This is a genomic window from Arthrobacter sp. StoSoilB22, assembly GCF_019977315.1.
Lineage (GTDB): Bacteria > Actinomycetota > Actinomycetes > Actinomycetales > Micrococcaceae > Arthrobacter.
In genome coordinates this window covers 1,947,871-1,960,116 of the sequence record NZ_AP024652.1, presented here as the reverse complement: position 1 = coordinate 1,960,116, position 12,246 = coordinate 1,947,871, and the positions used below count along the sequence as shown (strand labels likewise).

Here is a 12,246-nt window from a genome sequence, read left to right as displayed (position 1 = left end):
AGCCTGCCGGGCTGAGGCCCGGCAGGGCCACAGGCTCTATTTTCGGTCGCGGGCGCCGATGGCGCCGCGGTGGGCCATGACCTTGTCCAGCAGTCCAACCAGGGTGCGCTGCTCTTCCTCGGTGAGGGCTTCGGCCCACTGGCTTTCGCGCTCGTTTTGGGCGTGGAACTCCATACGGATTTTCGCCAAGCCCGCTTCAGTCAGTTGCAGGGTCACTGAGCGCCCATCGTCTGGGGAAGCCTCGCGCAACAGCAGGCCCTTGTTGATGAGCGTGCCGGTCAGATTGGATACCGCCGCACGGCTCATTCCCGTCAGGCGTGCCGCTTCGTTCGGGTTAAGAGGCCCGGAGACCCACAGAGCCAAAAGCAGACGAAAGCTGGCCCAGGTTCCACCTGCGGGCCGGTGGATCGTGGACTCAAAGTCATAAACAACTGTGGACGAGGAGCGGTTCAGGGACAAAAACAAACGATTTGCAGTCAGATCAGCGTCAGGAAACTCCTCAACTATTCGGCGCTGTGCCGCCTCGACGAAAGACCAGTAATCCGGGAGGCCAGCCTGCAGCGGCCTTTCCGGGGTGGCCGATGAATCGAGGGTAGCAGTCATGGCACATAGCCTACTTTGTCGTTTGGTTTGCCTCTAAGCGAAAAAGGGTTGCCCCTAGATAGTACAACCATTTACTATCTAGGGAGAGGTGCATCACGGAACATCGATTACAAGGAGCCGACATGGCCTATTACCGCCAGCTGGGCCCGGTGCCGCAGCAGCGCCACACACTGTTTAAGGACGAGGACGGCAATGTCCTATACGAGGAGCTGATGGGCGAGGAAGGCTTCTCGCTCGACTCCGCATTGCTCTACCACCAGCACATCCCCTCGGCCCTCGTGGGTGCGAGGACCTGGGAGCTGCCCGACCAGAGCCTGACCCCCAACGACCCGTTGCTGCCGCGGCATCTGCGGTTGCACGACCTGTTCACGGAGGAGCAGACGCCTGACGTCGACGCCGTGACCGGGCGCAGGCTGGTGCTGGGCAATTCGGACGTGCGTCTCTCCTACGCCCATGTGGGAACGACTTCACCCCTTTATAAGAATGGACTGGGCGACGAATGCGTCTACGTTGAAGCCGGCTCTGCTCTGGTCGAGACCCAGTTCGGCCCGTTGGAGGTGGCCGAAGGTGACTACGTCATGATCCCGCGGGCCACTATCCACCGGTGGGTACTGCGCGGGGACGAAACGGCGAGGTTGTATTTCATCGAAGCCAATTCCCACATTGCCCCGCCCAAGCGGTACCTCTCCAAGTACGGACAGCTCCTGGAACACGCCCCCTACTCCGAGCGTGACCTGCGAGGTCCCACCGAGACTCTCCTGCGCGAGGAAAGCGATGTGGAGCTCTACATCAAGCACCGCGGCCGAGGCACCTCCGGGCTTCAAGGCAGCATTCACATCCTGCCGCACCATCCGTTTGACGTTGTTGGCTGGGACGGGTGCCTGTATCCCTATGTCTTTAACATCAAGAATTACATGCCGCTCACCGGAAAGGTGCACCAGCCGCCACCCTCGCACCAGGTCTTCGAGGGGCACAACTTTGTGATCTGCAACTTCGTGCCTCGTAAGGTCGACTATCACGAGCTGGCCGTGCCGGTGCCCTACTATCACTCCAACGTAGACTCAGACGAGATTATGTTCTACGTCGACGGCGACTACGAGGCCCGTAAGGGCTCCGGGATCGCAAAAGGCTCGATCTCAATCCACCCGGGCGGACACCCGCACGGCCCGCAGCCTGGGGCGATAGAAGCCTCGATCGGGGCAGAGTACTTCGACGAGACGGCAGTCATGGTTGACACGTTCCGCCCCTTGGATCTGGGCGAAGCCGCTTTGGCCACGGATGACGGCCTGTATGCGTCCTCCTGGACCGGCGGCCGGTGGATTGAGGAGGCGGGGCGGTGACAGCCCCGAATACTGAAATGTCCCCACTCGCCACGCCCTTAGCACGGGATGAATGCGCTCTCGCAGAACCGTATCGGGGTTTCTTCGATGACGCGGCCACCTTCCCGCCCGGCTTGGCTCCGCTGGACAGGGCAATTATTGACTACGTCGAGCGTCGAGTGAATAGCCTCAATGAGGCCGTAGGGCCGGCCGTGCTCAAGCTCGAGGACCTGGCCAAGGCACAGCAGATCGCCTCCGGGCTCAATCTTGGTGGACGCCCGATCAACGTCTCAGCAGTCACGCCCGCCGGGCAGCTGCAAGCCGCCCTTGAGGCCGCTAAAGACATTGCACCGCAGCTGCGGATGGTCGCGATCGAGCTTAAGACCGATCCATCGGACAAGAACATATGGGCCGCCCAGATTCAGCAGGCCGCAGCCGTGTCCGATATCCAGGTGTATGTAGAGCTAACCCATGAACAGGTTGCCGCGTCGGCCTTGGAGCTATTAGCCGGCACTGACCTGCGCCTGAAATACCGCACCGGCGGTCTGGAAGCTCACCTGTTCCCCACCCCAGAGCAACTCGCTGCAGTACTAACCGAGACCATCGCTGCATCCACCCCGTTCAAGCTCACCGCCGGACTGCACGAGGCCATCCGCTACACGAACCCGGTTACCGGATTCACGCATCATGGTTTCCTCAACATCGCGATGGCCACCGAGGCGGCCCTCCGGGGGGAAGGCGTGGACCGGGTCGCGGCTCTCCTCGCTGCTACGGAGTCCACCGCTCTGACCAATCTAGCGCGTGCCTCCACGGGAACATGGCGCGAGTTCTTCATCTCCTTTGGCACGTGTAGCGTCGCCGAGCCCGCAGAAAGCCTGGCCGTTCTAGGCCTGTTCCCCCCAGGGCTGGGATAAGTGGGGTGCCCGCCCTTAACCAGCGGGGCGGGCACCCTCCCACCCCGAATTTCCTGCCCCTGCACTCAGAAAGATCATCCGTGACTACTGCCGCCGACCGTTTCGCAATTAAGGGTTTCGGCCCCGAAAACCTGCCCTACGCTTCCTTCTCACCAGTTGACGGAAAGCCTCGACTGGGTGCCCGCCTCGGCAACCAGGCCATCGATCTTTCCGCACTGGCCGATGCAACGGGCGGACTTGACCGCAGCGTCCGGGCCGCCATTTCAACTTCGAATCTGGACGCGCTGCTCGCGGCCGGATGTGAGGCGTGGACGGCTTTGCGCGCCTGGCTTGTCGACGCCGTGACCACTGCCGGTGGGGACGGAATTGTCGCCGACTCCTCTTATCCGGTTGACGATATTCTCCTGCACATGCCGTTCACGGTAGCCGACTACGTCGACTACTACGCCTCCGAACACCACGCCAGCAACGTCGGCAAGATCTTCCGTCCGGACGAAGCACCGTTGCTGCCCAATTGGAAACACCTGCCTGTGGGCTACCACGGACGCTCCGGCTCTGTGATTCCTTCCGGCCAGGATTTCCCCCGTCCTAAGGGCCTGCGGCCCGAGCAGAACGGCTCCCCCAGTTTCGGGCCCTCCCGCCGATTGGACATCGAAGCCGAAATGGGATTCATCCTGGGTGGATCCGCTCCGGCCGGCGAAGTCTCGGTGGCCGCGGCCGCCCAACATCTCTTCGGCGTGGTGCTCTTCAATGACTGGTCCGCCCGCGATATCCAGGCCTACGAATACGTCCCCCTCGGCCCCTACTTGGGTAAGTCTTTCGCCTCAACAATTTCCCTGTGGGTCGTGCCCTTTGAAGCCTTGAGCGCCGCCAGAATTACCCCGCCAGCACGAGGGCCTGCCCTTGCCCCGTATCTCAACGACGAGGGTGAGGAGCCATGGGGCCTCGACATCACCATGGAGGTCATCGTTGACGGGCATACTGTCTCCCGCCCCCCAGTGAGCGCCCTCTACTGGACTGCACCTCAAATGATCGCCCACATGACTGTCAACGGCGCTCCCCTGCGTCCAGGCGACTTTTTCGGTTCAGGCACAGTGTCCGGCCCCGAGAAAGGCCAGCGCGGTTCATTCCTAGAACTGTCCTGGGCCGGAAAGGAACCGTTCGCAGTGACGCCGGACACCGAGATGAGCTTCTTGACCGACGGGCAAACCGTCACCATCCGGGGAACAGCCCCTGGCCCGGGGGGCTCAACTATCGACTTCGGCGAGTGCACCGCCACAGTGCTACCTGCAACCTGAAAAGGAAAGGCTCAAGGAGTCAAGCCCTGGACGTCGGTCAGCGCCATCCCACGGGCTGCCACTTGCCTAACCCAGGCTGCCAAGGGTTTCAGTGGCGTACGACAGCCCGGCAGCCCTGGTCTTCAGAGACGTCACCGAGGAGGCCAGGATACTGTCCGAAGAACTTCTTGAACCCGTTGCCTCGATCATCAGTTTCGACACGGAAGACGAAGCCGGGCCTGGCCAAAAAACCCTTAATGGTCTAACGGATGTCAAACCGACGCGCGCCTCTGTCCACAGACGAAGAGATCCGCTCCCATGATGCAATGCCCGATCCACGAATGATGTACACAAAGGATGTATTCAACAATGAAGAGCATCGCCCTCCTGCGCGAACGAGCCAGCTCTGTCCTGCCCACCGGTTACCACTGCCCTGTGTCGGGCCTGTGGAGCCCGGACTCCGAGCCGAACGACGTCCAAGAGTTCCCGGAAGGCCACGTGCTGCCCGCCCACAAGGGTGAGGCCACGGTGTGGCGCCGGCGAACTGTCACTGGAGCATCAGCATGACGCACCCCCCCATCACCGTGAACCGGACCGCATCTCCGAAGCGGACCGCCGAGTGCAGACAGGTGCCGGCGGTGCAATGGAACGAACTCAGGGCGGGTGACCGGGTGTGGGTTTACGACGCCACGTGGGGCACCGGCATTGGTCGCATTGACGACATCTCCCATGATCAGGAACTGCTTGGGTCATCTTCGAGCCGACCATGCGCAGACTGATCTGCGGAACGGACAACGTCGAGGTCTGGGCCGCCTAAACCGCGCCAAGGAAGAGGGACACCCATTTGGCTATCTCCTACCTTCCGGACACGGACGAACCGTCGTTCTCGGGCCGCTAGGGAAAGGAGTACAGTGAAACCCCTTACCAAGGGACGCCAGTGGGCTGACGAAGACACGCGCTCGCCCCTCCCCAGTATTGGATCGCCGCAGTACCTCCAGTGGAAAGCCTTGTGGCTGTCCTAGCCGTGATGTATCCGAGGGCTGTTCAACGGCGGGTCGAATCAAAACACCCACCCTGATCTGGCGCCTCTACCTCACCGAAGCCCGCGAAAGGCCACCATAGAGGAGCTCGTAGCTTCCTGAGAGCTTTTGGCGCACTTCCGTCGTCGGGCCGGCACGCCCTCCGCAACAGGCACTCCGAAGTCCGGGCAGCCTGCCCGGCGACGGAAACCGTAAGTAGTGACTATCCCAAGATGCGATGGTACTGAATCGGCTTTTCTGCTCGCCCCGGTTCCTCTCTCACCCGTTGATAGAGCAGATCCTTGAGCAAGATAAAGCCCCTAATCCATCACGAATACTAGGAGGGTAACTATGGAAGGGACAGAAGAAAAGAGCGAGAAATTTTTGAAGGGAATTGCGGTGCGGCAGAAGGTCATGGGGACGGCGCACGTTGATAAGGTACTCGACCAGGCGAGGGATTTTTCCCGGCCCGTTCAGGAGCTCGTTACTGAATACGCATGGGGGGAGATTTGGAGTAGGCCAGGGCTGGATCTGAAGACGCGAAGCATGCTCAACCTCGCCATGTTGACGGCGCTGAACCGGTCCTCTGAACTGGCGGGGCATGTCCGAGGAGCATTGAACAACGGGGTGACAGAAGAGCAGATCCAGGAGTTCCTGCTACAGACTCTCGTTTATTGTGGGGCGCCAGCGGCGTTGGAAGCTTTCCGGATCGCCGAGCAAACCATTTCGGCCTACAAGGAACTGCACGCCCCCTCGGCAAATAAATACGCCCCCTAGCGTATTCAGATTTCAAACCTTGCTCCCCTCCCCGCCTTTCAACCCCTCATTATTTGCGCATCGGCTGAACCGCGTCGGCCGTGGGATCCCATTGAGGATTGGCCTGAACTCAACGTATAAATGATTGAGATACATAGTGGTTGGATGGTCATTGACAGAGGCATTGACGAATGCAGTTATGGCTGATGGATTTGCCCTTTGGCTGATGCATTAAGGGGTGTCGGGGCGACGCATGATTGAACGTCAGTAAGGCATTTTCATCCTCAGCGATTCAAAATAATCAGGAAAACCCATCTACTTCAACGTTCTACGCAGGACTGCGCGGGGTCTTCCGTGGAGCCCACGAATGCGGCCATGAGCCGGGACGGGTGGGGCCTGGACCCTGGTGGCGAGGGGAAAGAGTTTCATCCCGACCACTAAAGGGCGTCCTAAATCTCGGAGGGCGCAGTGGAGTGTTTGAGCAGCAACAGGCCCAGCGGCAGGGATGCGGCCAAGGCGATGTCCTGTGGGCCGCAAGCGCGCAGCAGTACCAGGGAGGTACCGGAGGTCTGTTCTACGGCGGCCACGCCGTCCTCGAGGCGTGCACGGTCGGTGACGGCAGCGGCAACAACCGACCGAAGTTCACCACCCCTGCGCCCTCGGCTTCGTCCTGCGCTGTCTGCACCACAGAGCGAATATCAGCCAGGCGCGGGCTGAGGGGCGACGCGGAAGTGATGCGCACGTTCGCGTTGTCCTGGTCGCGTTAGACGACGGCGGCGGCTTGGCCGAGTCCATCGGGCGTAGAGCAGGATCATGCGTTTACGTTCGAAGTTGTAGGCGGCGACAGTCATGGATGAAGTTGACCGGCGAAGACTCGGGAATCGCGCACAGCTACGGGATTTTCACCTCAATCAACCCTCGCCGAGCCTCGTCCCTTTCGGACTCACGTCAGGTCTAACTACGCCTCAACCTGACGCCAGGACGAAGAGCCCAGAACGTCAGAATAGAACCCCAATCGCTCTTTTCTGACACCATGCTTTGGACTCTCAGAAAGTCACCATGACACTTAAGGGCCTTGACTCTTCAGGACGACATATGGGTGCTTATCGGCGTTCTTCTGGTGTCCAGCACCGGGCGCCCATGGTGGCATGAGTGAATCGTCTACGGGCCCGGACAATTAGGGGTCATACTTGGTTCATCAGTTTCTGCTGAACCTGAGTAGCCTCAGCTGACGCCTAGTCTCGGCTTGGCACGACCGCGTCGGGTTCTGCCCATTCGAGCGCTGCGACAAGGTTGCCTTCGTTGGGTAACGCTTGCTGTTCTGCTGCGGGGAGTCTGTCGTAGGTGTAGGCCGCGACGGCCATGGGCGAGGTGGAGCGGCCAAGGCTGTACCTGACGCTGCGGTCGTTCTTGGTGCCGCAGATAAGGATGCCGATAGTTTCGTTGTGGTGTTCCCTGCGAAGCGTGTCATCGACGAGGGCGACGTAGAAGTTCAGTTTTCCGGCGTGCTCGGGCTGAAATTTTCCGGTTTTGAGTTCGATAACGACGTACCGGTTCTGGTCCATGTGGAAGAACAGCATGTCGACGTAGTAGTCGTCGCCGTCGACGTCGAAGTGCACTTGCCGGCCGACGAACGAAAATCCAGGTCCGAGTTCATGCAGGGTTTCGGTGATCCGGCTGGTCAATGCCAGTTCCAGATCCCGTTCGGCAACTTCACCTGACAGGCCCAGAAATTCGAAATTGTAGGGGTCCTTGGCGACCTGCTGGGCCAGCTCAGAATCTGGTCCAACAAGCCGTTGGACAAAGTTCGAGGGCGCCGCTCCGGTTCTTTCCAAGGTCCGGTTCATGATCATGTTCAGCAAGACGTTGCGGGACCATCCGTGCTCGACTGCGGCGCCGGCGTACCAATCCCGGTCACGTCGATTGTCCAGTTTGTCCAGCAGCACCGTGACGTGTCCCCACGGCAATTGTCCAACAGCCTGTTGGACAATTGGGTCCGGCCAAGCTTGGGCAAAACCCCGCATGTAGAAGAGGTTGGACCGTGACAGGCCTTTCATCTCGGGGAACTCCGCCCGCAGGTCCTCGGCTAGGCGTCCCATGTCCCCGCTCCCCCATTGTTCGACCTGCTGGCGCTCCAACACTGTTCTGCCGATCGACCAATACAATTCGATGAGATGTGTGTTGACGGTTCGAAGGGCGGTCTGACGCGCGGACCGGACGCGTTCCTTGAGCGATGCCAAAAGATCGGTATAGCCCGAGGACAAGGCCAAGGCATGTGCGTCACTCATGCACTCCACCCTAATAGTCCTTCGCGAGGGGAGATGCGGTTCCTTGCCAGTGTTCTTCTCCGGTCAGTCCTTTCCGACAGGCCATTCGCCCGCGGGAACAATGACGCGGTGGTGCGCGTTGCAGTGTCGTCAGAATCGAACACCAGAAAAGAGAATCACTTCAGTGGCAACTGACTACGACGATCTCCGCTCCGACGTAAAGGAGTCTCAGGACCGATCGCTGGAAGCGCTGAAATCCGCCAACGCGCCGGATGCCCGCAGTGTGGTCAAGGAATTAGAAGAGGCCGATGCCTTCGATGAGGGTCTAACGCCTGGAGGAGAAATCGTCTCCGAGGAACTCGTCGTTCAGGTCATTCCCCAGGCAGAGGACGAGTTCACCTGCTACTCGTGCTTCTTGGTCCGACACCGGTCCCAGTTGGCCCGTGAATCCAACGGCCACGCGTATTGCATCGAGTGCGAAGGCTAGACCACTGGCATAAATGAGGACGCTCCTGAGCCTCCAGGTCCCTGTTGCCGAAATCCCGCGCCCCAGAACGCACTGCTGCCCACCCTGTCGGCTGGTCCGCGTCTAAGACTGCCGCACCAAAATCGTGCCATAAGCCGTGGCACAAACTGGATGTAACATTCGTTACCAGACGCAGATGACGTCTACGCACCCAAAGACGGGGAGATCCGGATGACAGCCACATCCCTGTCAGATCCGGGAACCATGTCTATTGTTTTCGTTGGCCTGCCTGCGTTGTTGTTGTGGGGTTCCTGACTAACACAACGCCGGGAATCTGCAGGTCGACGGAATCACTGTTATCGGCCTTAGAACGGGACGAGTAGAGGTCGATAGAGGACTGGAAATGTACAGAACGCAGCGACACTTCGCTGCGTTGGTTCGGAGGGGACAGAAATTAGGCGTTAGGATTCAACTTTGATGAATAGCGACGAGATGTGGCTGCTACAGCTTTGGAGTGGAACCTTCGGGGCGACAATTGGGGCGATCGCTGCGGCGGCAGTCGCCATCCTCGTTGTCACGCTCACAAACAGGCATCAGTCAAAGCTGACGGAGAGAAGTCTGGAACTCCAGGCGACGCTCGCCAGAGAATCGCAAGAAGAGCTGCGACGGCAGGCGGCTTCAGCCGAGGAAGCCCAAGAGCGAGCTCTGAGGTTGCAACTGGAAGTCCAGCGTCAGGAAGCGAGCAAAGAACGACTAACATTCGCCGTCGCTGAAGCACTAACCGTGGCCCATGAACTGAGCACATCGTTTCCACTAATCGAAATGGAGATCGCACGTTTGCACCGTAGGCTTTACGGTGCAGTTTTTCGCTGGTACATCGAGAACCCGGAGGAACCGGGGATTGTAGAAGTTCTCGCTTGGCCAAACTATCTGTATAACCTAACGCGGCAAGCCAATGCAGAGCTGGAAGACGAGACGGATCGAAAAAAGTACTTCGATGTTCTTCTGGCAGCCTCAGCTGAATTTCAGAGTGCCGCCAGCCGATGGCCAAACTCGTCTGCCGAGCACAGGAACATCTTGGTCGCACACCTATCCGAACTGCGCGAACAGTCTCCGCCAGAACCACACGACCAAGTTCGTGTGCAGGTCTCCGCACAACTGAACGTGCCTGCCCGATGAGGCAGACGGATACAGCAGAATCCGCCAGTGCAGGCCGGATCCTCGTCGTCTGAAATATGTGATGAACGTTCACGGATCTTCGTAACCAAGAAGACATATCGTCCATTATCGGCTTTAGAGTGGGACGAGTAGAAGTGGATGAGATAGCTCGTCCACACCTGTTATGCCGCGTTTTCCAACTCCAGTGAAGGGTCGCGAAGGATTTCGGGATACATTTCGTTGTACGGGTGCATGAAGAAGGCCGAGGTTGAGGCGGGAACCGTCCCGGGATCACGGGTGGGCAGGCCGCGGAACTTGCGGCCGCGAAGCGGCGGATCAAAAGGAGCTACCCGATCGTCCAAGACCTAGCCGCGGACGTTATCCGCGTCACTGTGACGTGCCGGGCGCCGAAGATCACCCGCCAGCCCTAAGGACGAAAATCCCGCTGCCGTCCCTGCGTGAACGCGTCTAACCGACGCTGCCAAAGTACCGGTCGGCGAAAGCTGACCACCTGGCCCACAGGTCAATCTCCCCGTCTCTGAGCCAATTCAGCTGTAGCCCATCCATGTACGAGAGGATCTCGATGGCCGCATTCTCAGCATTCTGACTGTCTCCTCCCAACAGAGGCGCCAGTCGTCGCGCGCCGCGCTGCAGCCGCTCAGCAAAGTAGTCGTGCGCCGGGTGCTGCGGGTTCAATGATTCGGCCGCCAGAACTGTGAATAGGAGCATGATTTCGGGTCGCTCCATGTTGCGCCGCATCAAAAGATCCAAGACTTCACGGGCTGTCGGATGGCCTATGGCTTGGATAAGAGCGGACGTTTCCTCGCCGGTTTCCCGCTCTTTGGCTTCTAGAACGTCGATCAGTAGTTGATCCTTGGAGCCGACATGATGCAGTACGCCGGCCCTTGTTAGGCCACAAGCTTCTGCCAGGGCTGATATTGAAAAGCCCTGAAATCCGTTCGTCCGAATCAGCAGTTCGGCCTCTTTAACAATCTGCGCCTTTCGCTCCTCTGCCACTAGCCGGGTTCGAAGTGTCGTCATGTAATCGATCCTCTCACACTACTTGCGCTCCTGTAGGTAGCACTGTACGCTCTCCTTACCTACAGGGGTGTAGGTAAGGAGAGCCGCAGATGCCTCCATGGATCCGCACCCTCTCGACTACAGAAAGTTCAACGATGAACGAGACCACCACAGCCTTGGAAGGCAGCCCCGCCATTCCTGCGCAACCATGGCGCCCCGTACGAGTCGGCCTGGCCCTGACTCTTGGATCAATGCTCTGCCTTGGTCCGTTCATGGCCTTCAACGCCGTGCTGCTTCCGGCGAGAATCGAGATGATCGACCCCGACAGCAAAATCGCGGTTGTTGCCATGTTGGCCACGAGCGGCGTCCTGGTCGCGACCATCGCGAACGTCCTCTTCGGTGCGCTGTCCGACATGACACGGTCCCGCTTCGGTCGCCGCACCCCGTGGATGATTTTCGGCTCTGTTGGCGCTTCGGCTTCACTCGCCCTCGTGGCAGGGTCAACCACCATTCCGATGATGGTCTTCGGCTGGTGTTTGTTCCAGTTCTTCCTCAACGCTGTCATCGCACCGCTGATCGCCATGCTGCCCGATCGCGTGCCCAAAGCCCGCCGCGGCACCATGTCGGCGCTCTACGGACTGGGCCAGTTGCTGGGAATCGCAGTCATGGGCCAGATCACTGCACCGCGCTTCCTCACGGACCCAACCACGGGCATGTATATCTTCGCCGGACTGATGCTTCTTGCAGGACCGTTCGTCGCACTCATCGCACCTGAAGCTTCAAACCGGCACCAGCCTCGCGAACCGTTTACTTCGAAGGTCCTCCTTGCCGCCTTCGCATTCCCCGTTCGGGAATCCCGGGACTACTACCTGGTGTTCTTTGGGAGGGTCCTGAATATTGTCGGCACCTACGTCGTTACTGGGTATCAGCTTTACATCATCAAGGACTACCTAGGGGCCAGTACGCAGGAAGCAGCATCGATCATGCCACTTCTTGGCATCATCTCCTTGTTCGGATCCGTATTTGTCGGCACGGCAATCGGTCCGATCTCCGACCGCCTCAAGCGGCGCAAGGTGTTCATCATCGGCGCCTCCGTTCTGATGGCATTCGGCGCAGGATTCTTATTCTTCGTCCAAGCTCCCTGGGCGATCCTTGTCTACGGCGTAGCCAACAGCATCGGCGGAGGAATCTACAACTCCATCGAACAAGCGGTCAGCACAGAAGTCCTCCCCGCTGGCGATAGGGCAGCGAAGGACCTGGGCTTCCTCAACGTCGCCGCGACTGGCGGACAGGCCGTGGCACCCGCGTTGACCTCGGGTGTCATAGCGATCGCCGGGACGTTCGCGCCAGCTTTCCTGGCGGCCAGCGGCCTACTGCTTGCATCCAGCGTGTTGTTCAGCATGCTCAAGAAGACGCGCTGACAAGCCCCCTAGCGTAGAGAACAGAA

Annotated in this window: 15 protein-coding genes; 9 read left to right on the top strand and 6 right to left on the bottom strand. The window is 59.5% G+C overall.

Annotated features, from left to right (window positions below):
- Window positions 1-36: 36 nt before the first annotated feature.
- On the bottom strand, window positions 37-603 hold the full coding sequence (locus LDN70_RS09250; RefSeq protein WP_223942381.1) for a MarR family winged helix-turn-helix transcriptional regulator: 567 nt from the start codon (window positions 601-603) through the stop codon (window positions 37-39).
- 122 nt (window positions 604-725) lie between these two features.
- Between LDN70_RS09250 and LDN70_RS09245 the strand changes: the two genes are divergently transcribed.
- From LDN70_RS09245 to LDN70_RS09220, 6 genes are all read left to right on the top strand, one after another.
- Window positions 726-1,943 carry a homogentisate 1,2-dioxygenase gene (locus LDN70_RS09245; protein ID WP_223942380.1) on the top strand — a complete coding sequence of 406 codons (1,218 nt, stop codon included), beginning with the start codon at window positions 726-728 and terminating at the stop codon, window positions 1,941-1,943.
- A 17-nt stretch (window positions 1,944-1,960) separates the two neighbouring features.
- Window positions 1,961-2,836 (top strand): hypothetical protein, encoded by an 876-nt coding sequence (locus tag LDN70_RS09240; protein WP_223942379.1) that lies wholly within the window; start codon window positions 1,961-1,963, stop codon window positions 2,834-2,836.
- Window positions 2,837-2,916: 80 nt separating this feature from the next.
- A complete protein-coding gene (locus LDN70_RS09235) occupies window positions 2,917-4,134 on the top strand; it encodes a fumarylacetoacetate hydrolase family protein (protein ID WP_223942378.1) in 1,218 nt (405 codons plus the stop codon).
- Between the two features lie 348 nt (window positions 4,135-4,482).
- Window positions 4,483-4,680 carry a hypothetical protein gene (locus tag LDN70_RS09230; RefSeq protein WP_223942377.1) on the top strand — a complete coding sequence of 66 codons (198 nt, stop codon included), beginning with the start codon at window positions 4,483-4,485 and terminating at the stop codon, window positions 4,678-4,680.
- A 71-nt stretch (window positions 4,681-4,751) separates the two neighbouring features.
- The gene (locus LDN70_RS09225) at window positions 4,752-4,892 is read left to right on the top strand and encodes a hypothetical protein (RefSeq protein WP_223942376.1); all 141 of its coding nucleotides are present in this window, start codon (window positions 4,752-4,754) and stop codon (window positions 4,890-4,892) included.
- 591 nt (window positions 4,893-5,483) lie between these two features.
- Complete coding sequence (locus LDN70_RS09220; RefSeq protein ID WP_223942375.1) at window positions 5,484-5,909, top strand: carboxymuconolactone decarboxylase family protein; 426 nt, start codon at window positions 5,484-5,486, stop codon at window positions 5,907-5,909.
- A gap of 428 nt (window positions 5,910-6,337) precedes the next feature.
- On the opposite strand, the gene LDN70_RS09215 is transcribed toward LDN70_RS09220, so the two are convergent.
- The 3 genes from LDN70_RS09215 to LDN70_RS09205 all read right to left on the bottom strand — a co-directional run bounded on the left by LDN70_RS09215 (window position 6,338) and on the right by LDN70_RS09205 (window position 8,176).
- Window positions 6,338-6,475, bottom strand: a complete 138-nt coding sequence (locus LDN70_RS09215) for a hypothetical protein (RefSeq protein WP_223942374.1) — start codon at window positions 6,473-6,475, stop codon at window positions 6,338-6,340.
- Window positions 6,463-6,630 carry a hypothetical protein gene (locus tag LDN70_RS09210; protein WP_223942373.1) on the bottom strand — a complete coding sequence of 56 codons (168 nt, stop codon included), beginning with the start codon at window positions 6,628-6,630 and terminating at the stop codon, window positions 6,463-6,465. The genes LDN70_RS09215 and LDN70_RS09210 overlap by 13 nt, the downstream gene beginning before the upstream one ends.
- A 493-nt stretch (window positions 6,631-7,123) precedes the next feature.
- The gene (locus LDN70_RS09205) at window positions 7,124-8,176 is read right to left on the bottom strand and encodes a PDDEXK nuclease domain-containing protein (RefSeq protein ID WP_223942372.1); all 1,053 of its coding nucleotides are present in this window, start codon (window positions 8,174-8,176) and stop codon (window positions 7,124-7,126) included.
- A 163-nt stretch (window positions 8,177-8,339) separates the two neighbouring features.
- On the opposite strand from LDN70_RS09205, the gene LDN70_RS09200 reads away from it, so the two are divergent.
- Together LDN70_RS09200 and LDN70_RS09195 are read left to right on the top strand one after the other, a co-directional pair.
- Window positions 8,340-8,642, top strand: coding sequence for a DUF4193 domain-containing protein (locus tag LDN70_RS09200; RefSeq protein ID WP_223942371.1), 303 nt, complete (start codon window positions 8,340-8,342; stop codon window positions 8,640-8,642).
- Between the two features lie 456 nt (window positions 8,643-9,098).
- Window positions 9,099-9,800, top strand: a complete 702-nt coding sequence (locus tag LDN70_RS09195; RefSeq protein ID WP_223942370.1) for a hypothetical protein — start codon at window positions 9,099-9,101, stop codon at window positions 9,798-9,800.
- A 161-nt stretch (window positions 9,801-9,961) separates the two neighbouring features.
- Here the strand turns inward: LDN70_RS09195 and LDN70_RS09190 are convergent, their stop codons facing one another.
- Both LDN70_RS09190 and LDN70_RS09185 read right to left on the bottom strand, forming a co-directional pair.
- The gene (locus LDN70_RS09190; RefSeq protein WP_223942369.1) at window positions 9,962-10,141 is read right to left on the bottom strand and encodes a hypothetical protein; all 180 of its coding nucleotides are present in this window, start codon (window positions 10,139-10,141) and stop codon (window positions 9,962-9,964) included.
- Window positions 10,142-10,247: 106 nt separating this feature from the next.
- Window positions 10,248-10,820: a TetR/AcrR family transcriptional regulator gene (locus LDN70_RS09185; RefSeq protein WP_223942368.1), complete on the bottom strand. Its 573-nt coding sequence runs from the start codon at window positions 10,818-10,820 to the stop codon at window positions 10,248-10,250.
- A 134-nt stretch (window positions 10,821-10,954) separates the two neighbouring features.
- On the opposite strand from LDN70_RS09185, the gene LDN70_RS09180 reads away from it, so the two are divergent.
- On the top strand, window positions 10,955-12,220 hold the full coding sequence (locus tag LDN70_RS09180) for an MFS transporter (protein WP_223942367.1): 1,266 nt from the start codon (window positions 10,955-10,957) through the stop codon (window positions 12,218-12,220).
- Window positions 12,221-12,246: the final 26 nt, after the last annotated feature.